This window comes from Clostridium subterminale (assembly GCF_039521425.1).
Taxonomy (GTDB): domain Bacteria; phylum Bacillota; class Clostridia; order Clostridiales; family Clostridiaceae; genus Clostridium_J; species Clostridium_J subterminale.
Map to the genome: position 1 here is coordinate 382,316 of NZ_BAAACI010000007.1, position 24,003 is coordinate 406,318.

15 protein-coding genes are annotated in these 24,003 nt (G+C 30.7%); 3 read left to right on the plus strand and 12 right to left on the minus strand.

Going from position 1 to position 24,003, the window contains the following annotated elements; genetic code table 11:
* Positions 1 to 235 precede the first annotated feature (235 nt).
* Both ABDZ93_RS15490 and ABDZ93_RS15495 read left to right on the plus strand, forming a co-directional pair.
* Positions 236 to 1,618, plus strand: a complete 1,383-nt coding sequence (locus ABDZ93_RS15490) for an MATE family efflux transporter (RefSeq protein ID WP_343827365.1) — start codon at positions 236 to 238, stop codon at positions 1,616 to 1,618.
* A gap of 131 nt (positions 1,619 to 1,749) precedes the next feature.
* Complete coding sequence (locus ABDZ93_RS15495; protein ID WP_343827366.1) at positions 1,750 to 2,259, plus strand: ferritin; 510 nt, start codon at positions 1,750 to 1,752, stop codon at positions 2,257 to 2,259.
* A gap of 148 nt (positions 2,260 to 2,407) precedes the next feature.
* Here the strand turns inward: ABDZ93_RS15495 and ABDZ93_RS15500 are convergent, their stop codons facing one another.
* The 12 genes from ABDZ93_RS15500 to ABDZ93_RS15555 form a co-directional block, all read right to left on the minus strand.
* Positions 2,408 to 5,851 carry a pyruvate carboxylase gene (locus ABDZ93_RS15500; RefSeq protein WP_343827367.1) on the minus strand — a complete coding sequence of 1,148 codons (3,444 nt, stop codon included), beginning with the start codon at positions 5,849 to 5,851 and terminating at the stop codon, positions 2,408 to 2,410.
* 502 nt (positions 5,852 to 6,353) lie between these two features.
* Complete coding sequence (locus tag ABDZ93_RS15505) at positions 6,354 to 6,767, minus strand: hemerythrin domain-containing protein (protein ID WP_343827368.1); 414 nt, start codon at positions 6,765 to 6,767, stop codon at positions 6,354 to 6,356.
* A gap of 191 nt (positions 6,768 to 6,958) precedes the next feature.
* Entirely contained in the window at positions 6,959 to 8,641 is a 1,683-nt protein-coding gene (locus ABDZ93_RS15510) for a flavin monoamine oxidase family protein (RefSeq protein WP_343827589.1), read from the minus strand.
* 142 nt (positions 8,642 to 8,783) lie between these two features.
* Positions 8,784 to 10,190 carry a L,D-transpeptidase family protein gene (locus tag ABDZ93_RS15515; RefSeq protein WP_343827369.1) on the minus strand — a complete coding sequence of 469 codons (1,407 nt, stop codon included), beginning with the start codon at positions 10,188 to 10,190 and terminating at the stop codon, positions 8,784 to 8,786.
* A gap of 191 nt (positions 10,191 to 10,381) precedes the next feature.
* Entirely contained in the window at positions 10,382 to 11,128 is a 747-nt protein-coding gene (locus tag ABDZ93_RS15520) for a transglycosylase domain-containing protein (protein ID WP_343827370.1), read from the minus strand.
* Between the two features lie 318 nt (positions 11,129 to 11,446).
* Positions 11,447 to 12,709, minus strand: coding sequence for a GntP family permease (locus tag ABDZ93_RS15525; protein ID WP_343827371.1), 1,263 nt, complete (start codon positions 12,707 to 12,709; stop codon positions 11,447 to 11,449).
* Between the two features lie 25 nt (positions 12,710 to 12,734).
* Positions 12,735 to 13,877: a glycerate kinase gene (locus tag ABDZ93_RS15530; RefSeq protein ID WP_343827373.1), complete on the minus strand. Its 1,143-nt coding sequence runs from the start codon at positions 13,875 to 13,877 to the stop codon at positions 12,735 to 12,737.
* Positions 13,878 to 14,181: 304 nt separating this feature from the next.
* A complete protein-coding gene (locus ABDZ93_RS15535) occupies positions 14,182 to 15,267 on the minus strand; it encodes a CdaR family transcriptional regulator (protein WP_343827374.1) in 1,086 nt (361 codons plus the stop codon).
* A gap of 75 nt (positions 15,268 to 15,342) precedes the next feature.
* The gene (locus ABDZ93_RS15540; RefSeq protein ID WP_343827375.1) at positions 15,343 to 16,506 is read right to left on the minus strand and encodes a class I SAM-dependent methyltransferase; all 1,164 of its coding nucleotides are present in this window, start codon (positions 16,504 to 16,506) and stop codon (positions 15,343 to 15,345) included.
* 367 nt (positions 16,507 to 16,873) lie between these two features.
* Positions 16,874 to 18,181: an L-cysteine desulfidase family protein gene (locus ABDZ93_RS15545; protein WP_343827376.1), complete on the minus strand. Its 1,308-nt coding sequence runs from the start codon at positions 18,179 to 18,181 to the stop codon at positions 16,874 to 16,876.
* 107 nt (positions 18,182 to 18,288) lie between these two features.
* A complete protein-coding gene (gene ebgA, locus ABDZ93_RS15550; RefSeq protein WP_343827377.1) occupies positions 18,289 to 21,360 on the minus strand; it encodes a beta-galactosidase subunit alpha in 3,072 nt (1,023 codons plus the stop codon).
* Between the two features lie 194 nt (positions 21,361 to 21,554).
* Positions 21,555 to 22,613 carry an aldose epimerase family protein gene (locus ABDZ93_RS15555; RefSeq protein WP_343827378.1) on the minus strand — a complete coding sequence of 353 codons (1,059 nt, stop codon included), beginning with the start codon at positions 22,611 to 22,613 and terminating at the stop codon, positions 21,555 to 21,557.
* Between the two features lie 205 nt (positions 22,614 to 22,818).
* On the opposite strand from ABDZ93_RS15555, the gene ABDZ93_RS15560 reads away from it, so the two are divergent.
* Positions 22,819 to 23,991 carry a galactokinase gene (locus ABDZ93_RS15560; protein ID WP_343827379.1) on the plus strand — a complete coding sequence of 391 codons (1,173 nt, stop codon included), beginning with the start codon at positions 22,819 to 22,821 and terminating at the stop codon, positions 23,989 to 23,991.
* Positions 23,992 to 24,003: the final 12 nt, after the last annotated feature.

Genomic DNA, 24,003 nt, shown 5'->3' on the forward strand with positions numbered 1-24,003 from the left:
TCTGAAACTTACTAACAGAATTCTAAGTGTCATTATTTTTGATACTTAGAAGCCGTTGTCCTTTAGAAGAAATCGTTATCTAGGGACGTAGCAGCTCTTTACTCTCACTTTGAAAAAGATGAGAGTATTAGAGCAGGTAGTCATCGAGTGAATCTAACCTGTATATAAATTTAATTTTAAATTATAAATTTTAGGCTAAAACCTATACTTATATCATTTGGGGAGGTAAACTATTATGAATTCTGAAGCTATTACTAAAGGGGAGAATAAGATTAAAGATACTTCTATCACTGATATGACCATTGGAAACCCTTTTAAAATTTTATGGACTTTTTCTCTTCCCATGCTACTTAGTTCACTATTTCAACAGCTTTATAATATTGTAGATAGTATTGTGGCAGGGAAATTCATAGGAGTAAATGCTTTAGCTGCTGTAGGCGCTTCTTATCCTATAACTGCACTATTTATAGCTGTAGCTGTTGGGTCCAGCATGGGATGTTCTGTAGTGGTTGCTCAAATATTTGGCTCGAAAAAATATACTACTATGAAGTCTGCAATTTCAACAGCTATAATATCTTTAACTAGCCTTAGTATTATTTTAACTATCCTTGGCAGTATTTTTTGTAAACCTCTTATGAGACTTCTTCATACTCCAGAAAATATATTTTCTGATTCTGCTCTCTATTTGCAAATATACATATGTGGGATTATATTTTTATTTTTATATAATACTGCCACTGCCATATTTAACGGTTTAGGGGATTCTAAAACACCTTTATATCTTTTAATTTTCTCTTCCATATTTAATATTATTTTAGACCTAGTATTTGTTATAGTTTTTAAAATGGGTGTATCGGGAGTTGCCTGGGCTACTTTTATTGCTCAAGGTCTTTCTTCTATATTAGCTATAATATGCCTTATTATGAGGCTCCGTAAGATTGAAGTAACTGAAAAATATCCTTACTTTAGTAATTATATTTTAAAACGTATATGTAGAATTGCTATTCCAAGTATAATGCAACAATCCTTTATATCTATAGGACAAATTTGTGTACAAGGTTTAGTTAATAGTTATGGATCCATAGTTGTGGCAGGATATTCTGCTGCCTTTAGAGTTCACACCATAGCTCTTACTTCAATGAGTACTATGTCTAGCGCACTTTCTAGTTTCACGGCTCAAAACATAGGTGCAAAAAAAATTTCTCGTGTGAAAGAAGGATATAAAGCTGCAGTAGCTATCACCTTAAGTATATGTGGTGGAATTCTTATTCTATTTTTTATCTTTGCACCAAAATTAATTGGATTGTTTGTAGATTCCAGTGGAAGTATAGATGTAATAAATGTGGGTACTGAGTTTCTAAGAACCCTAGCACCTTTTTATTTAGTAGTAGGACTTAAGATGGTATGTGATGGTGTCCTTCGTGGAGCTGGTGCTATGAAAGCCTTTATGTTTTCCACCTTCTCTGATTTAATATTAAGGGTAGCCTTTTCCTTTATTTTAGCATCAATGATTGGTTATTCTGGTATCTGGTGGTCATTCCCTCTTGGTTGGTTAGTAGGAACTGCTTTATCTGTATACTTTTATTATAGGGGTACTTGGAAACCTTCGACTGTTTAAATATAATTATATTTATTCCTATTAATAAATTATTTTAGTTGTTATAATTTGATTAACTATGGTAAATCATGTAGAATAGTAATAAATATTTAAACCGTTGTAATAAACCGAGATTATAAGGAGGTATACTAATGTTAAGCGAAAATTTATTAAAAAATCTTAATGATCAAGTAAACTTTGAATTTTATTCATCTTACACTTATTTAGCTATGTCAGCCTATGCTGAATCTGTTGATTTAAGCGGAATTGCTAATTTCTTTAGAGTTCAAGCTCAAGAGGAATTATTCCATGCAATGAAACTTTACGACTATATATTTCAAAAAAATGGTGTTGTTGAATTAGAGAAAATTGACAAACCAGAGGGTAAATACGAAAGTATAGTAGATGTATTTGAAACTGGTTATAAACATGAACAACTAGTTACAAGTAGAATTTATAAGTTAGCAGATATTGCTTCTGACGAAAAGGAACATGCAACTATAAGCTTACTTAGATGGTTCATTGATGAGCAAGTTGAAGAGGAAAATACCTTCAATACTCTTCTTAAAAAGATTAAAAGAGCTGAAGGTAATCCAGCAGCTTTATATATGTTAGATGAAGAGCTTGCTACAAGAGTTTTCACTCCACCAACTACTGCTTAATATAGAAATTGATTATTCATTATAATTCTTAGTTAATATAATGAAAACGCAAAAGACTTACTTATTGATAAAACATTAAGTAAGTCTTTTTTAATATATATAAATTTTTTATAGGCAATATATTTTACTACAACTTAAGAAGATATTATTACTTTAATTTCACTAGTAATTGTCCTGTTTTTACTTGTTGTCCTTCTGAAACAAGTATAGAGTCAATAGTACCATCCATAGAAGCCACTATATTTGTTTCCATCTTCATAGCTTCTATTGTCAGTAAGCTGTCTCCTTCTTTAACTTGTTGTCCTTTTTCTACTAAGACTTTAATTATAGTTCCAGGAATACTTGCTCCAATTTCTAGCTTATCTTCAGCATTAGCCATCTTTATAGAGCTATCTTTACCATTACTCTTTAAAGCACCTGCTGTTTTATCTTTTATTTTAATTTCTCTTCTATTCCCATTAATCTCAAAGGCTAAAGTTCTATAACCCTCTGAATCTAATTTACCAATTTCTATAAATTGAACTATAAGTGTCTTTCCTTCTGCAACTTCAACTTCACAAGTTTCACCTTCTGCAAGTCCATGGAAGAATACATCACTACCCATACGGCTTACATCACCATATTCTAAAACAAATTTTAAGAAGTCTTCAAATACTTCAGGATATAAAGCATAACTAATAACATCCTTTTTAGATGGATTATATTTATATTTATCCTTTAGATATTCTTCAATTTTATCAAAATCTTCTGGTGGTAACAATTCTCCTGGTCTATCAGTTATAGCCTTTTCACCCTTTAAAACTATCTTCTGTAGTTCCTCTGGGAATCCACCTTCTGGTTGACCCATCATCCCTTTGAAATAAGATACTGCAGAATCTGGAAAAGCCATATTTCTTCCTTTTTCACAGATATTTTCAGAGGTTAATCCATTTTGAACCATGAAAATAGCCATGTCCCCTACCATTTTCGAAGAAGGTGTAACTTTTATTATATCCCCTACCATATTATTTACCTCTTTGTACATAGATTTAACTTCCTCAAATCTATGCCCAAGTCCAAAACTTTCTACCTGAGGTTTTAGGTTTGAATATTGTCCCCCTGGAATCTCATATTTATAAATTTCTGCTCTTCCTGACTTAAGCCCTGATTCAAACTGTTCATATACTGGTCTTACCGCATCCCAATAATTTGATAACTTTTGAATTTCACTTACATTTATGCCAGTATCTCTATCTGTATTTTCAAGAGCAGCTACTACAGAGTTTAGAGCCGGTTGACTAGTTAATCCAGACATACTATTGAAGGTTGTATCTACAATATCTACTCCAGCATCTGCTGCCATAAGTACAGTTGCCACACCATTTCCAGTAGTGTCATGGGTATGTAAATGAATAGGTATTGAAATCTCATTTTTTAAGGCTTTTATAAGCTTCTTAGCTGCATAAGGTTTAAGTAATGCAGACATATCCTTTATAGCAAGTATGTGAGCTCCCATTTTTTCTATTTCTTTAGCCTTATTTACATAGTATTCAAGACTATATTTATCCCTAGTTACATCTAAAATATCTCCAGTATAACATAGAGCAACTTCTGCTAATTTCCCACAGTTTAAAACTTCATCTAGAGATGTCTCTATGCCTTTTAACCAGTTAAGTGAGTCAAAAATTCTAAATATGTCTATACCACTCTTTGAAGATTCTCTTATAAATTCTCTTATTACGTTATCTGGATAATTTTTATATCCTACTCCATTAGCTCCTCTTATTAGCATTTGGAACATAACATTAGGAATTCTTTTTCTTAATTCTTCAAGTCTTTCCCATGGAGATTCTTTTAAGAATCTGTAAGCTGTATCAAAGGTAGCTCCACCCCACATCTCAATAGAAAATAAATCTCTTCCATAGGCTGAGGTTGCCTTTGCAATGTTAAACATATCTCTGCTTCTCACCCTTGTAGCCATTAAAGATTGCTGCGCATCCCTCATGGTTGTATCAGTGATTAATAATTTTTTCTGATTCTTAATCCAATTAACAACACCCTCTGGCCCTTGTTCATCTAGTATTTTCTTTGTGCCTTGTATGCCTTCTAGGGAGTCTATAACTGGTATAACTGGTACATCAAATTCTCTCTTATTTCCTTTAGTTTCGTTTACTATTTTTTCTCCAATGATTTTTAAAACCTTATATTCTTCATCAGTTCTAGGTTTTATATCAAATAATTGAGGATTATCTGCTATGAAATTAGTATCACAACTTCCATTTCTAAAGGTTTCATTGTTTAATACGTTTATTAGGAAATCTATATTAGTCTTAACTCCAGTAATATTTAATTCCTTAATGGAACGTATGGATTTTCTAATTGTATCCTCGAAGGTTCTAGAATAAGCTGTTGTTTTTACAAGCAAACTATCATAATAAGGACTAATTACAGCTCCACTAAATCCATTTCCTCCATCTAGTCTTATACCAAAACCTGAACCAGTTCTATATACATCTATTTTTCCTGTATCTGGAGCAAAACTATTTGAAGGATCTTCTGTAGTTACTCTACATTGGATTGCAAAACCTCTTGGCTTTACATCCTCCTGTGAAAATATACCTATTTCCTTAGAATCTAAACTATATCCCTGAGCTATTAAAATTTGACTTTGAACTATATCTATTCCTGTAGTCATTTCGCTAACAGTATGCTCTACTTGTATTCTTGGATTCATCTCAATAAAATAGTGATTACCATGGATATCTACTAAGAACTCTAAAGTTCCTGCACTTATGTATCCTACAGATTTTGCAATCTTTAATGCATCAGCACATATAACTTGTCTTTTTTCTTCACTTAGTGATATTGCTGGGCTAAACTCAATTACCTTTTGATGTCTTCTTTGTATTGAGCAATCTCTTTCATAAAGATGAACTATATTACCATGCTTATCTCCAAGCACTTGAATCTCAATATGCTTAGGTCCTTCTAGATATTTTTCTATAAATATATCATCTATTCCAAAAGCCTTTTTCGCCTCATTTTTAGCACTTTTAAAAGACTCTAAAAGCTCTTCTTCTTTTCTTACTATCCTCATACCTCTTCCACCACCACCGGCAGCAGCCTTTAGCATGATTGGATATCCACATTCTTTAGCAAATTTAATTGCTTCAGCTTCTGAAGTAATTGGTTTTTCAACTCCTGGTATTACAGGTACCCCTACTTCTTTTGCTACAATCTTAGATTTTATTTTATCTCCTAACCTATCCATCATTTCTGATTTAGGTCCTATAAACTCTATACCTGCCTCTTTACACTTTCTAGCAAATTCAGGGTTTTCAGATAGGAATCCATAACCTGGATGGATGGCATCTACATGCTTTTTTAATGCAAGATTAATTATTTCATCAATATTTAAATAAGCATCAACAGGACTTTTATTCTTTCCAATCTGATATGCTTCATGGGCCTTTGTTCTGAAAAGAGAAAGCTTATCCTCCTCAGAATATATAGCAACAGTTCTTATTCCAAGCTCATGACAAGCTCTAAATATTCTTATTGCAATTTCTCCTCTATTTGCTACTAATACTCTTTTAAATTTTTTCTTAGTCATAAAAAACACCACCATCTTTTATTCTTTTTAACTAAAAACTTTATAAATTTATGCAATATATAATCTTTAGTTTATGCAAAATATAATCTTTTAACCAAAATAATTGGATTCCAATAACATGTTTTTAATTATATCACACATTTATTATTAAGTATAGCATTTTTAATAAAATTAATGTGCACAACTGAAATTTTATTTTTTTGCACTTGCAAATATTTTTATTTGAATAGAAAAAACGATTTAAAACAATTCTATCCGAACTATTCTAAATCGTCTTAAAACCCTTATATTGAGTTATTCTTCTCGTGATTTATCATATGTTTATATATATTTTCAATTTCACAAGATAATATTTTATGAATTTATATTTATTCTATATTTTATTTATGTTAAAGTAACTTATTATAAAATAATACTGTATTATCATATTTTCCATTCAAATAACCACTTTTATACCAATTAATTCCGTATACATTAATAAAACTTAAATAAATTTATAGCTCTAATTAACATTTATCATTTTATATAATTCATTTTCTTCCTTAGTAATTCTTGTCTCTATAGCTTTTAATATACACTTAGTTTCTTCAACAAATCCCTTTAAGTTAGCTTCTATTTTATTCTTTGTATTAAATTTATTTTTGTAACTCATGAATACTTGTGAAATTTTACCCATTTCATTCATATACAGATTAGCCATTTTCTTAAGTGATAAATCTTTACCATTAATCAAAGTTGGATATAAAAACTTGTCCTCTGATGTTAAATGAACTTGTAATTTCCCAGCAAGTTTATTTATATGACTTGCTGCTTCCATAGCATTTAGTTCTATAATATTCTTACTTATCATTTCTTTTACTAATCTTATTTCATCTGATATATCTCCGTGTTGTCTCATTAAATTATTTAAATTCATGGTAATACCCCCTACTGATTTACTATCTTTATTATAAACAAAATACAGCATAAGTTATGTACCATTTGTTACAACTTTTAGTATATATTCTATATTTCAATTAACATTAGAAAAGGTTATATTAAAATAATCCATTAACCTTAAATTAATTTAAGATTTAATTTATTTTGATATAACCTCTTACCTTTACTTTATACTTGCTTTAATCTAATTTTACAATGCTCTGCTATGTCATTTGCAGCTATCATAGCACTTTTTACCGCTCCTTGTATCCATCCATGCTCTTGCGAAATATGTTCTCCAGCAAAATATACTCTATTATCATATTCAGGCTTACTAGATGTATAAGCAAATAGCCTTTTCTGGCCAGGCATATAATAGCATACAGCTCCAAAAAATCCTTGTTCGTTATCCCATTGTATTGTTTTATTCTCTAATACTATGTCATCAAGATATCCTTTTTTAAGTCCTTGAACATGCTCTACTTGTCTTTTTATTGATTCCAACCTAGTTATTGGCTCTAAATTACCAAGACGTACTGCATCTCTAGTTAAATTATAAGATGCCATAAGAACCCCACCATCTTCATAGTTTTTATACTTTCTTCTTACGATAGGTAATACTTGGTTTTCCAGGTTAGTAATATTATAGTTAATATTATAGGATGGATACCATATACTTCCTATTGGTAAATCTGTATAAGAACCACCACCTATTATTGCTTTACTAGGTCCCCCCTCTTCCCAGAATCTCTCCTTACACATAAAAATAGTTTTTTGTCCTGCTATATAATTGACCTCTTTAATTGCTTGCATTTTACTTGTACTAAACATAGGGTACACAGTTACATTACGAAGACTAGAAAAAGGAATAGCACATACTACAAAGTCAAAACTCTGATGGCTACTATTGGTTTCACCTTCACCACTATATTCTAAAATAACCTTATTGTCTTCATTATTTCTATATATACCTTTTACTCTGTTTCCACTATTCCAAGTTATCTTACCTAACTGGTTCTCTGAAATATTTTTGTATTCTCTTGGATTTAGTGACATCAATGAGCGATACATAGCAAGAGGTAAATTAACCATTCCTCCATCTATTTGATACCTAAAAGCATCATCTACAGCATACTGCTCCTGGAGACTTTCAATATAGCTATTATCATATAACCATCCTGGGTAGGTTGCAATACAGGATATTAATTCTATTGCACCTTTGCTTAATCCCCTTTCTTCAAGTTCTCTCCTTATGCTTATGCTATCAAAATATTCAATTTCTGGAGAGTACTTCATTTTATTTTGCAATAATTCTCTTCTTATATCTGGACTGATTTCTAATAAGCTAGCTCCTAATCCATAGCTTACAAGCTTTTGCCATGGTTCTCTTCTTTCCCATGGTGCTAAATTAAATTCAGGATATATTTTCTCCATAACACTTATTCCATCTGGATCATTGATAGCTCTTTTATTTCTCACATAAATAAGTGCATTATCATTATTTTGAATAAACGGTGTTGTTTCTAAATTAAATAAATTTATATAATTCCATGTAGCTTCATGACTTACTGGTATTCTCATAGCCCCAATTTCACCATAAAACCTTTTATTTTCATCAAAATAGTAAGTATAGATTCTTCCTCCAATACGCTCCTTTTGTTGTTCAAATATAGTTATGTCAAACCCCAATTTTCTAAGCTCAAAAGCAGTAGATAAACCTGCAATTCCGCCTCCTATTATACCTATATTAATTCCCTTGCACTTACCTGGTGATAATATGGTTGTAATATCCTTTGGTGGGCTAAGTAATTCAATTAAATTATCATAGTCTTCTATGCGATTTGCTTCTGCTAAAGCAAGTCTTAGCATCATATGTCTTTCTTCATCTGTAGGATTACTTGGCTGCACAACTTTCACTTCTCTAACCAACCAGGATCAACTCCTTTTAGTTCTATAGTAATTATAATATTCGATTTCACTAAAAAGAGTTCTAAGGTTTAATTATATAAACAAATTAAAAATAACATATTACCGGTGCACCCTGAGTTATATGCTCAAATATGGCATTCGCAACATTATATGGAGTATTTATGCATCCATGGGATCCATCTGTTATATAGATTTGTCCTCCAAATTTCGAACGCCAAGTAGCATCATGAATACCAATATCACCATTGAAAGGCATCCAATAATTAACTGGTGCTACATAATTTTCTCCTCTTAAAGTTGCATTTTTTTCTTTATAAGTCAAACTATAAATACCTGATGGTGTAGCATACTTACTATTAGCATTTCCACTAACCATAGGCCCTTCTGTGATTAAAGTTCCATCCTTATAAAACCATATATGCTGACTTGTTAGATTAATTTCTACATAGGTATTTCCAAAATCATTTGCACCATAAGCTACAGCTGTTTGAGCATATATAGGTTTTCTTTCTCCCTTTTGTCCATCTTTTATAGCACTAATTAGAGCCGCAGTCTCTTCACTATAATTAATTAGCCAACCATAGTTACCTCCACCTACATTTACTGTAGTTTCAAGAGATGTTTTAAAATTCCTTGTTGAGCCATAAGTATCATATTTAACAGACAGTGAATTTACATATTCTCTTGCCTTTTCTTCATCAATAGACACCTCAAAGTTTTTATTAACAGCAAGCCAACTCTGAATAACATCTCTATTTAATACTTCTTTCTGTCCGCCAAAATCATAAGTAATTGATGAACCTATATATTTATCAAGGGTGTTTTTAGCCTCTAAAACTTCCTTTGAATCAGCAGTATACTCTGGTTTTTCATAACATTGAATTTCTTCTAAATTTATTTCATCCACCTTATTATTAAGAGCTTCCTTAACTTTTTCGTATAGTGTATCTTTATTCACCTCATTTCCCTGAACTTCTTCTTTAATTACGTATTCATTATTTTCATATTCTATTTTAGCATTCTCAGGTTTAATTATATTGTCATCGTTAAAGCAATTTAAACTATCAAACTTCTCCTTTAATACTTCATCATTATAAGATACTTCTTTTTCTATTTTGTAGTCACTGGTATTAAAGACTCCATGAATCCATCCAAAAGCACTTTGACTATCCTTCAAATCTTTAATTTTATTTTCTAAACTATATTTATATTCAATATCACTTCCGTTAATATTTTCCTCAACATTACCTCTTTGCTTTAATTTTAGTATATAAGCTTCACTTTCTGCTAATATATCAGCTTCTATATCTTCTGCAGTTTTTCCAGTAACACTAACTCCATTAATCATAGAGCCAAAATAAAATCTCTTCACAAAATACAAAGATGTACTTAAATATATAATTAGCAAAGCGCTAATTATAATCACACTTCCGATAATTATCCTCCTTTTTTTATTCACACTCTTTTCTACTTCTTGATCTTTAATTTCCATAATGCCCCCCTATATAACTAGTAATTGCAAATAAAATTACCCTGGTTTACTTGCAATTAGATAATAATTAAAAATGTACTTCCATAATTATATATACTAATCATACCACTTTAAAAGTACAAAAATATAGATTGTACTTAATATTATTAAAGTACAACCTATAAGTTTTAATTTATGGCTTTTATTAATCATTAATTTATAGTTTCTGAAACTAGTATGGCCTTATCTAAGTTTTCTTCTACATTACCATTACATAGTAACTCTACTTTTTCTCTTGAAATAACATTATTTCTTATCATAGACATTAATACAATTTCGCTTCTTTTCTTTGCCTTTTCATAATTTTTAGATAAAGCATAGTTCTCTGGTGATTGTGGTAATCCAGCCAGCAACAGTGACTGCGATAAAGTTATTTCACTTGGTGATGTATTGAAATACCCCCTAGAGGCTTGTTTAATTCCTGAATATCCATCACCATAATATATTACATTTACGTATAACTCTAATATTTCTTTCTTAGAATAATTCTTTTCTAATTCTCTAACTACAAAAACTTCTGCAATTTTTCTTTCTAATTTTTGTTCATGGGTAAAAAATAAGTTTTTAGCCAATTGTTGAGTTATTGTGCTTCCACCCATAACTATTTTTCCAGCATCAATATTGCTAATAACCGACCTTCCTATGGCTATTAAATCTATTCCATTATGATTATAAAATCTATGATCTTCTACAGATACTATGGCATCTAAGAAGTCCTTAGATATTCCATCTATAGTTGTATAATCCTCGCTACTTCTTATACTATTTATTTTTTCTTGTACCCCTATTTCAGAGGTAGAAGCTCTATATAAAGAATATCCATCTTGAAAAAGGAAAACTCCAATTATTGTCATAAAAACAATAAACACTAAAGTAAGCTTAACTAATAACTTCTTCATTGCAACTCCTCCTTATAAGTTTATTATACTCCTTTTAGTTTTTATATGTTATCGAAGTAACTTACACTTATCTTACATTTTTGTAATTTAAAATTTTTAAACTAGTATAATAATGTTAAGTGCTAAAATTATCTAATATTATGGTCAATGATTAGTAATTTAAAACAAGATTTTAAAATAAAAATACTATAAGCAAAGAATTTATAACCATTCTTTACTTATAGTATTATTTTTATTTTATGAAGAGTTTATCTATCTTAAAACTAAATATATCCTCTTGTTTTATCAAACTCAAATATTATATCCATCTTTATTAAATTAGAATATAATTCCCCATATTATTGTAGAAACTAAAGTCATAGATAATCCTACTAAAGATTCGTATGGAATTAATTTTAAACGTTGTCCTATGCTCATTCCTGTTGCTCCTGCTGTTGCATGGAAGAAGGAACCATGTGGTAGATGATCAAGAACTGTAGCTCCAGCATGAACCATTGCAGCTCCACCTATAGGTGATATTCCTACTCCAACTATGGCTTGGGAGAATGTAGCTGATGCTATAGTTGACCCTGAAGTAGTTGAAGCTGTAGCTGCACACATTAGTATACCTGAAATAGGTGCTAATAAAAACGCTGGCATATTTAGAGCATTAAGTACTCCTATGGTTGTAGCTTGTAATCCTGATGCCTTTATTATGCCTGCTACAGTACCTGTTCCTATTAAAAGTATTGCTACAGGCATCATTTTAGAAAGTCCAAAGGTTAGATATTCATTAATATTTTTACCTTTTCCCATAACTAAAACCCCTACAATACCTCCAACTGGCAATGCTATAAGTGGATCTATTGATATTCCTGTTAATGGCCTAAGTGATAGTAAAACTATAGTTACTACCGGTCCAATAATTGCTGCAAAGAAAGATGGTAGTTCCACTTCTTCGATTTCCTCTTCTATACTGGTTTCTTTTGTTCCCTTATACTTTTTATTAAGTATGGAAGCTAATATTACTGTAACTATAAGTCCAACTATTGCTGGAATTATGTTAGCTACCATTAAAGATGATAATTCCACTCCAAAATTTTCTGCTGCTGCTATAGTATTAGGATTTGGAGATACTAAATTTCCTGCCTTACCTCCACCAATCATAGCTAAAAGTATAACCATAGGTGAATATCCTAACTTCTTTGCTATTGCAAGTGCTATAGGTGCCACTGTTATTACTGCTACATCTATAAATACTCCAACCGCTGTTAGTATCATGGTTGATAACGCTATGGCAAATAGTGCTCTTTTTTCGCCTAAGCTTTTTACAATTTGATCTGCAATTTTAGCTGCTGCTCCTGTCTTAATAAGTACTCCTGCTAAAACTCCAGAAGTTACTATACGAAGGATTGCTGGCATAATATCCTTTGCCCCGCTTATCATTACACTTACGGTTCCTTCAATTCCAGCTCCACCTACTAACCCTCCAACTACTGCACCTAATATTAAACTATATACAGGTTGTACTTTTTTAATGATTAATACTATGGCTACTACAAGTCCAAGTAAAGCTCCTAATGTTGTAATCTGTACTTCCATTATCGTCACCCCTATTTAAGATTTTTTATTGTTTCATTGTCTTTATAAGTCTAAAAATTTGTGTCACCGTTGATGTCATATTCTTCATGGCTGTTTCTTTATTAATTGCCTCTTCTATAGTCATAGTTGTATTTATTATAGAAAAATAAGCATCTATTCCCTCTTCATTACATTTAACAGCATCCTCTGTAGTGCATCCTGCTACTGCTATAACCTTAACATTATGTTTTTTAGCAAGCTTAGCCACGCCTATAGGCGCTTTTCCCATTGCAGTTTGAATATCTAGTCTACCTTCACCAGTGATAACCAAATCTGCTTCCTTTATAACTTCTTCTAGCTTAATTTCTTCTAATATTATCTTAATTCCAGACTCTAGTTTAGAATTTAAGAATCCTAAAAATGCAAATCCAAGTCCTCCTGCTGCTCCCACACCTTCTACTTTAGCTATATCTTTTCCTAAATCTTTCTTTACAACCTGCGCAAAATTTCTAAGGCCTCCATCTAATTCTTTAACCATCTCAGGAGTTGCTCCCTTTTGTGGACCATAAACATAAGCTGCTCCATTTTCTCCGTACAAAGGATTAGTAACATCACATGCTATTTTGAAGGCGCAATCATCTAGTTCCTTCAATTTATTATCTATTTTTATGGTTTTTATCTTATTTAAAACTTCCCCACCAAGTCCTACTAATTCATTATTTTCATCATAAAACTCATATCCTAAGGCTTGTAGCATTCCTACTCCTGCATCGTTAGTAGCACTTCCACCTATTCCAACTATAAAATTCCTACACCCCTTTCCTATTGCAGCTTTTATTATTTCTCCCACTCCATAGGTAGTAGTTTTCAAAGGATTTCTTAGTTCTGGTGGAACTAGTGCAAAACCTGATGCTTGAGCCATTTCTATTATCACTGTATTGGTATCCTTTAGTATCCCATACTTAGCGTCTACTTTTTCTTCTATTGGGCCTGTAACAGATATAATTTCTCCTTCACCATTCATGCCTTCTACTAAGGCATCTACAGTTCCCTCTCCCCCATCTGCTAAGGGCATTATTTTTATATCCGAATTATTATCTACATTCAATATTCCTGTTTTTATTGCATTAGCTGCTTCAATTGAAGTCAAACTTCCCTTTAAAGAATCTATAGAAATTACAATTTTCATTGCTACCTCCTCCTTTTATCAAATTATATCAAAGGATTTTTGTCACTTCTATGTTACATACAACAAAATAATACGTTTTCACCCCTCTATTTTTGTTATATCTAATATTGAATTTTTAATTTTTAAATCCTTCATCAAAATAATTTTACTTATAAATAAAAATATCTCAAAATTGGTTATAATTAATCCTTACTTTTATTTGATTTATACCTATTATTCCTTATAGATACAATTTCAATAAAAACTTTAGATTTAATCAATTTTGAGATAATTTATTATTAAAAATTTCTTTGCAATTAACCTTTTATGATAGTTTTATAGCTAAATAAAGTATTACGGATTCATTAAATTTTCTTGGATTAAACCCTGACTTTTCATATATTCTTTCCAATCTGTACTGAAGGGTATTTTTATGTATATATAACTCTTCTGCAGTTTGCTTTAAAGACATATCATTTTTATAATAAACCTCTAATAGGTTTATATCCTCTTCATCAAGAGATTTTAACACCTTATCCTTATACTGATTTTTTGTTTCAGTATCTACACTCTCCAAGATAAGCTCTAAATTCAGGCTATCAAGATAAGTTAAGATATCACCATTTTGAGCTGAGTACTTAAGAGCAATTCTAGCTTCTCCATAGGATTTATATGCTTCATATAAACCTTTTAGCCTTCCCACTCCCCCAGTTAAAATTCCATCATACTTACTTAGGGTTTCTATATGAATGTTTCTTAGCTTATTATATCTTTCCTTGTTTACTAAAGCTATGAATTCATTAGGGTAAATATATAACTTAAATATATTGCCAATATCATCTAATACACTTTTTATGTGATTCTCTATAGTCTCTAGCTCTCTAAGGTTATGATATTTATTTATCTTTAAAATAACGACAGCAAACTGCTGATTTAATGCTATTCCAAATTCCTGAAGAATATTTTCAATTTCATTTTTATCTTTAACATCATTATATATTAAAGACTTAACTACATAATTTATTCTTTGTTTATCTGCTTCATACTTATAATTTAGCTGCTGTTCTTTTATAAATATTTCTGTGATTTTAGTAACTAAAAATCCAAATTTACTAACTTCACTAGGCTCTCCAGTTATACCTATAACCCCTACTGCAATATTGTTTATTTTTATGGGATAGTTTATACCTTTTCTACTTCCTTTATATTCCTCATTATCTTCAACAGTTATATTACTCAAAGTTTTTATAGCATTATATCCCGCTTGATGAAAGGTGTTAAGTCTAGATTTATCTGTACTACCTATAATCATACCATTAATATCTATAAAATTTATATCCTTATCTACAACCTCTTTAACTGCATTTACTATTTCTTGAGCTAAATTAAAATTGATTTTATTAATAATCATAATTTAAATCATCTCCTTGTGAAGCACTGTAGGCAAATTTAAAGGAGGTTACCTTGTAACAAATATTATAAACCACTAAATTAATTCATCCTTCTTTAATAAATTAAACAATGTAGGATTCAAATTAAATTCCTTCATTAAAGCATTAACCTCTGAAAGTGCCTTTTCCTTTTTTTCCTTAGTTATACTAGTCTTCGATGCCCTTATTAATATGTTTTTAGGAGAATGAGCTATATCTATAAATTCTAAAAGCTGAGTTTTATATCCTACACATTCTAAAAGATTTCCCCTCACCGCATCAGTCATAAGAGCTGCAATTCTCTCTTGAACTATTCCATATCTAGTAAGTATAGATAGCTCCTTCGTATTCATCTGCTTATTAAATTCATGCTGGCAACAAGGTACAGAAAAAATCATTTTACTGTTCCATTTAATAGCATTATATAATGCATAATCTGTAGCAGTATCACAGGCATGTAAAGTAATTACCATATCAACCTTATCATTATATTTAAATCCATTTATATCACCTAGCTCAAAGTGTAAATTATGATAGTTATATCTCTTAGCTATATCATTACACTTTTCGATTACATCCTTCTTAAGGTCTAATCCTATCATCTTAACATTAATTTTCTTAATCTCTACAAAATAGTAGTATAGCACAAAAGTTAAATAGGATTTACCACATCCAAAATCTAAAATTGTAAGTTCTTTATAATCATTCTTCTTAATTTCATCATCAATGATTTCAACAAATCTATTTATTTGCTTATACTTATCATACTTAGAATTAACTACCTTGCCTTCTTTAGTGAAAATTCCTAGATCTATAAGGGGCTCTATTATCATTCCTTCTTTAAGGATATAATTCTTTTCTTTATTATGTTCTTTATTAATGAGACTTTCATTATTGCTCGTTTTCTTTCCTAAATGAATTTTACCCTTTTTAGATATTCTTAAGTCAAAGGTAATATTACTTGCCCAAGCAGAAACTTGTTTATAATTATCAATTGTATAATCTAAAACTTTTTCCTCTAATAAATCCAAATCAATATTTTCATGAAATACCTGTTTATCAGTGTACTTTTCTATTTGATAGTACTCCTTTGAGTTGTTTTCCTTTAATGTAAATATTATTTTATTATACTCAATATCTTTATTCATCTTATTACTAATAACTAATTTTATAATCTGTTCCCCTACAATCTCATCAATTGCTTTTCTTAATTCTTCCATCTTAACACACCTTATTATTTATATTTGTATCTATTGTATCATATCTTAATTTATTGCGTTTTCAAATTAGGCACATGAAAATAAATAATAGACCAAAGGTTCGAAGTATATTTGCCACGAGACAAGGAGTTAAAATCCTGTCATAGTGGTGCTATGACTGGATTTTAATGACGCAGTATTCGTGGCAAATAGGCGAGAAAACTGATCTATTATTTATTTGATAGTGCCTTATATATGGAACATTTTAAAAAGTTATCTATGCAAAAAGTTAACTTTTTATATAGGTAACTTTGTGCATATTTAAAATTTAAAATATTTAACTTTTTAAAATGTTGCTCTAGTGTAATTATTATATATTGTTATATAATTAAGTAGCTTTTAATCCATTATTAGACTTCTGAGTAAAAATATCTAATATGGTCTTTTCAGTTTCCTTCATTCCCGGTGAGGCTATCATTCCCATATATCTCATGGTCTCTTCAGGAGTTTTTCCATTTATCCCATGGATATCTTCTATATAAATATTATTCATAGCAAGTTCAAGGGATCTATAAGCAGCATCTACAGCTACAATTCCCTTCATCACACACCCTACATTTCCACCATCACAAATCATTCCAGTTATGCTTGAAGCCATATTGTTAATAGTATATTTCATTTGTTCTAAGGTTCCATTCTTCATAAAAACTAAAGCACAGGCCATTCCAGTTCCTGCTGCTATGGCACATCCACAAAATGCAGATAACCTACCAGAGTATTCTTTAATATACATAGTTATAAGATAGCTTAAAGCTGTAGCTCTAAGTAACTGCTCCTCAGTAAGTTCATTAACGCTATAAGAACTATAAAGTGGCATAGTACATATTATACCGTGGGCTCCACTTCCTGTTATACTCATGGCAGGCTTATTTAGCCCAATAACTCTAGCTTCAATAGCTCCACCAGTTAGAACCTGAGATGTCTTTACCTCATCCTTAGATTTAACTTCATCATTATTTGATCTTATAAGCTGCTTTACTATTTTTGTTCTATTAGAATATAGACCCTCCTTAAATAATTCCATATTTACAGTATAAGCATCTTTTAAAAAACTAATTTCATCTATATCTACTGTGCTACAATAATTGTAGAAATCCTCTAAAGTATAATTTGTAATTTCACTAATATCTTCTTCTGAAATATTCTCTTTATCATTTACCTTATTATCCTCTATTTTAAAAATTATATTGTTATTTAGCTTAATTTCATATATGTCTGTATGATGATTTTTTACTATTACCTCACAAGTATCTTTATCAGTTTCAACTACAGCTCTTATATATATTTCTGAATCTATTCTATCTAAGTGTGCAAAAACCTTATGTTCATCTATGAGCTTTTGTGCTTTTTTATTATCATCTTCATTAATTCCCTCTAAAGATAGTAAGCCTTTTTCCCACTTTCCAGCCACGGCTCCTAAAGCTGCTGAAAATATATTACCTACTTGGGTTGAATTTGGAATTCCACAAGTAAAGGCATTTTTATATATTCCAGAATTAAGATGTATATTAATTCCTTTTATCTCTCCCTTTGTATAGCTTCTTGCTCTTGCTGTAGCAAAAGCAATAGCTCCTGGTTCTGTCACTCCTAAAGATGGACCCATATCCATTTTAATGATCTCAGTTAGTTTCTTCATATATTACTCTGATACTATAAGTTATCAGAACTTCCCCCCTCTTAACTTAGATTCTATTGTAATTTATATTATTATATAATTAAAGGGTGACCTAAGCGACCCTTTAATTAGTATTCTAACATTTCTCTTCCTAAAGCAACCTCGCTAACTTCTTTATTATTAAATAAAGAAATTCTAAAACTTAAGTTAAAATCTTCAAATTTACATCTATATTTTTCTAGTTGCCATTGTCCACAAGAGTTAGTACCTACACCATTTTGTTTATAGTCAATGTTAAATATAACATAATCCCTCTTCACTAAGTCTATATTATGCTTTGCCTTTTCTAAATCCTTATCCTCATAATAAGAAGCACTAAAGTCAAATTTTCCCTCAGCTACTGCCATAATTCCCATACCTCTATCACTAGTAAGACTAACCCACGAACAATCACTTCTATTTCCATTTTCCTGTGGCTTAACATAATTAGTAAGTAGTCCATCAACGGTATTTTCATATACTCCAAACAAATTAGCTTCCTTTGTGTCTGGATAGGATTCTCCTGGGCCTCTTCCCTTATATTTAACCATCTCTAGCTCTTTGTTTACTTTAAGTTTTACTCCTATTCTCGGTATCATTTCAGGAGCATTCTCTATATCTCCTGAAGGAGTCCCAGAAACTTTTACTAAAATATCTCCACTTCCAAAAACTATATATTCATAAGTAGACTTATAATGCCATGAAGAATTAGTAGTTCCGTTAATTGTTTCTACTTTAAAATGTAGTACATTATCCTTAACTTCATAATTAATACTTCTTACAATTTCATGCCCTAGGTGCATGAAATATTTTTTCTTATAGTCTTCTAGAAGATACATATCATTGTCAATTGGAGCCCTCCAGAAATTTAGTTTAGGTCCTTCTTCTATAATGCAGTATCCATCTCTAACTGCTTTTATTATATTCCCCTTAACCAAATCAAAGTCTACCTGAAAATCTTCTCCTATAACCTTAAGGGTACAATGTTCTTTTACCACTTCAATGATACCTTTAGGCTTTATTTTTACCTTTTCTACTTCTATAGGTAGTTTAAATTGAGCTGTAGCTAATTCATGACCTACCTTAGCCCATTTACAGTTATCCTTTAAAACATAGGATATATTTAAATAATAAGTTGCACCTGGTGTTTTAGGAAACTCCATGGTGTAAGGCAAAATTATTTCTCTATTTTCTCTTCCCTTTATGGACGGCATTGGTAATCGTCCACTTTCTATTAACTTATTATCCTCTTTTATGCTATAGATTAATTCTAATATATTTAAGTTATTAAAGTCATATCTATTTATGACTTCAATAATACCTTTAGTTAGATCAACAGCCTTAGTTTCAACAGGTTCTATGACCTTTTTATACTCCAAAAGCCCTGGAGATGCACTTCTATCAGGCATTAATAAACCATCAATACAGAAGTTTCCATTAGTTGGGTCATCACCAAAATCTCCACCATATTTGTAATATATCTTTCCTTCATCACTTACTGAGTATATTCCATGATCAAACCACTCCCATACAAAGCCTCCTTGAAGTTTATCATATTTATAAAATAAATCTTGATATTCTCTTAGAGCTCCTGGGCCATTTCCCATGGCATGACAATATTCACATAGTATATGAGGTTTTTTTACCTTACTTATTATGTCATCCATCTTTAATTTACTATCATGTTCTAGCCAAGTATACATAGTACTATAAACCTCTGACACAGGCCCATCTTCTTCCTTAACATTAAAATCACCTTCATAGTGAACAAGCCTTGTATTGTCTAACTCCTTAGCTCTCTTAGCCATAGCTTTAAAGTTCACACCAAAGGAAGATTCATTACCTAAAGACCACATAATTATACATGGATGATTTTTATCTCTTTCAATCATTCTTTCCATTCTATTTACATAGGCTGACTCCCACTTTGAATCATCACTTATCCATGAATAGTTTCCAGTGAGCTCAAAGCCATGACATTCTAAATCTGTTTCATCAATAACATAAAGACCATACTCATCACAAAGGTCATATAACCACTCTGAGTTAGGATAATGTGATGTTCTTAGGGCATTGATATTATGCTTTTTCATTAAAATAATATCTTCTTCTATTTCTTCTCTAGCTACAACTCTTCCATTTTTAGGATTATAATCATGTCTATTTACACCCTTTAGCTTTATGGCTACTCCATTTACTGTAAAAACTTCTCCCATTAATTCAATTTTTCTAAAGCCTACCTTTTGTGGTATTACTTGAACCAGCTCATTACCTTTATAAACTGTCATCATAAGACTATATAAATTCGGCTCCTCAGCACTCCACTTTAAAGGACTTTCTATTTTCTTTTCAAATTTTAGTCCATTTCTTGTATCTAAGATATCTTTAAATATAAGCTTTTTATTATCATCAAAAAGTTCTATTTGAACAACTTGGTCTCTAGCCTCTTTAAATTTAAAATCTATACTTAGTGTTCCATTTTCATATTTTTCATCTAGGTCAGTTTCTATTTTAAAATCATATATTCCTAAGAGTGGTTCTGAGTAAAGCTCTACATCTCTAAATATACCACTTAACCACCACATGTCTTGATCTTCTAAATAAGTTCCATCACTCCACTGGTATACTCTAACTACGCACTGATTTTCTCCAACTCTTACATAGTTAGTTATATCAAATTCTCCTTGTATTCTAGCACCCTTACTATAGCCTACTTCTTGTCCATTTATCCATAGATTATAGGCAGAATCAATTCCATTAAACTTTAATATTATTTTCTTTCCTAACCATGACTCATCTAGGCTAAATTTTCTTTTATATATTCCTGTTGGGTTTTCTGTAGGTACATAGGGTGGATTTATAGGAAAGTTATACCACAGATCTGAATAATGCATCTTCCCATAGCCTTGTAGTTGCCAATTACCAGGTACCGTTATTTTATCCCAACCTTCTGTATTAAAATCTTCTTTATAAAAATTCTCTGGAGAATATTCAGGAGCCTCTAAAAATAAAAAACTCCATATGCCATTTAAGTTTTTAAAATTATTGGTATACCTTCTCTCTCCAAGTTCCGCCATACTCCTTGACGAAAAGTTTAAAAAGCTAGATCTAGGCTCCATTCTATTAAGACCATCAATATTTATATTTTCCCATAGCTTCATATTGCACATCCCCCCTAAGGCACTATCAAATAAATAATAGATCAGTTTTCTCGCCTATTTGCCACGAATACTGCGTCGTTAAAATCCTGTCATAGCGCCACTATTACAGGATTTTAACTCCTTGTCTCGTGACAAATATACTTCGAATCTTTGATCCATTATTTATTTTCATGTACCTAACTCTATAATTTTTATTAAAATTCATTATCCTTATGAACCCTAAACTTAAAAATGGTTTTAGCCTTATATTCTTCATCCTTTTTAATCAATGAATTCTCCATAAACCTTCCTTTAGGTCCTATAGCTAGATTTTGAGTTTCAAAGCATATAGCTCCATGTCTTTCTAGATTTCCTCCCCACTCTAATTCCTTGCTGCTTTCGGGAAAGTTAGTAGAATACACAACTACTGCTTCTCTATCTGTAGATATCTCCAAGATTCTTCCGCTGACTTCATCCTTTAAAACAATCTGACCTTCTTTATCACTTAAAACCCATGGGTGATCATAACCACATCCTAGAATAAGTTGTTCATGATTATTATTAATATCATCACCAACTTTCTTAGGTATACTAAAATCAAAGGCTGTACCTAAAATATTTATTATTTCTCCACTTGGTGCAGAGTCTTCTCTTATAGTTACCATACTTTTACTTTTTATTGTCAAAACTTCATCTAATATATTTCTTTTTAAGTTGCCTGATAAATTAAAGTAACTATGATTAGTCATATTTAGCAATGTATCTTTATCACTCTTTCCATAGTATTCAATTGATAATTCATCTTTATCATTTAATGTGTACTTTACCTTAATATCTATATTTCCCGGAAAACCATCTTCACTATCTTTGCTTTTAGCTTCTAGAATTACTCCAACTTCTTTTTCACTTTCAAAAATAGTACCTTCCCAGATCTTACTGTTAAATCCATGAATACCACCATGTAGAGTATTTATTCCTTGATTTTTAGTAAGCTCATATCTCTTTTCACAAATATCAATATAACCATCAGCTATTCTTCCTGCGGTTCTCCCAATAATAGCTCCACTATAGCTATTATCATTAATATAATCCTTTAGATTTTTCCATTTAACTACTATATTTTCTACGACACCATATTTGTCAGGCATGAGAATGTCAGTAATAATTCCTCCCAGATTCAATATTTTAACCTCTATATTACTATTATTTTTAAAAGAATACTGAAAAACTTCATCCTCATCCTGCTTAAATATACTTCTCTTTAAAATTTTCATTTTTCGCCTTTCTATAGAAATCAGTTTCTATATATTTTTATATTAATTTTTCAGCCATTTTTTACTTATATCTTTATAATAATGAAATTATAGTGCTTTGTAAATATTATCTTTATAAGTTAATATTTTGTTTCGATAAAATTATTTACTTTTATATAGTAATCGCTTACTATATAATTATAAAAAATTTTCGGAGGTTATATCTATGGAACTTATAGAAAAATTAAAGCATGATTTTAAATATATATTTAAAGAAGAACCTTGTAACGGCTACTTTTCTCCTGGTAGGGTTAACCTAATCGGTGAACATACTGACTATAATGGAGGTAATGTATTTCCCTGTGCAATTTCTCTTGGAACCTATGGTATAGTTTCTAGAAGAAATGACTCTAAAATGAAACTCTTCTCTAAAAACTTTAAAGAAGCTGGCATTATTGAATTTGATTTATCGGAAGTGAAATATGACTTAAAAGATAATTGGGGAAACTACTTAAAAGGAGTTATTAAAACCTTTCAAAATCATGGTTTTAAAATTCCTAATGGTTTTAACATTTTAATATATGGTGATATTCCTAATGGTTCAGGTCTCTCCTCATCTGCTTCTTTAGAAGTACTCATGGCAATAATATTAAAAGATGCCTTTAAGCTGAATATAGATATGATATCCATAGCAAAACTTTGTCAAGAAGCAGAAAATAAATTTATCGGAGTTAACTGTGGTATAATGGACCAATTTGCTGTAGCTATGGGAAAGGAAAACTGTGCTCTATTATTAGATTGTAATACTTTAGAGTATAACTATAGCAATGTCGACATGGAGGGTTATAAAATCATAATAGGCTCCACTAATAAAAAACGTAGCCTTGCAGATTCCAAATATAATGAAAGAAGGACTCAATGTGAAGAAGCTTTAAATATCCTTAAAGGATATAAGTCTATTGCCTCTCTTGGTGAACTTACAGAGGACGACTTTGAAGCTTTTAAAAATAAAATTCAAAGTCCAATTATAAGAAAAAGAGCTAAGCATGCTATTTATGAAAATGTAAGAACTTTAAAAGCAGTTAAGGCATTAAAAGAAAATAACCTTAAGATCTTTGGTAATTTGATAAATGAATCTCATATTTCCTTAAGAGATAATTATGAAGTTACAGGTATAGAGCTAGACACTCTAGTAGAAGCTGCTTGGGATCAAAAGGAAACAGTTCTTGGTTCTCGTATGACTGGAGCTGGCTTTGGGGGATGTACAGTTAGTATAGTAAGAGAAGATAGTATATCTAATTTTATAGAATACTCTTCTAATAAATATGAGAGTATTATAGGCTATAATCCAAGTTTCTATACTGTTGATATTTCAGGTGGAGCAAGAAAATTATTTTAGGAGGTAGAGTTA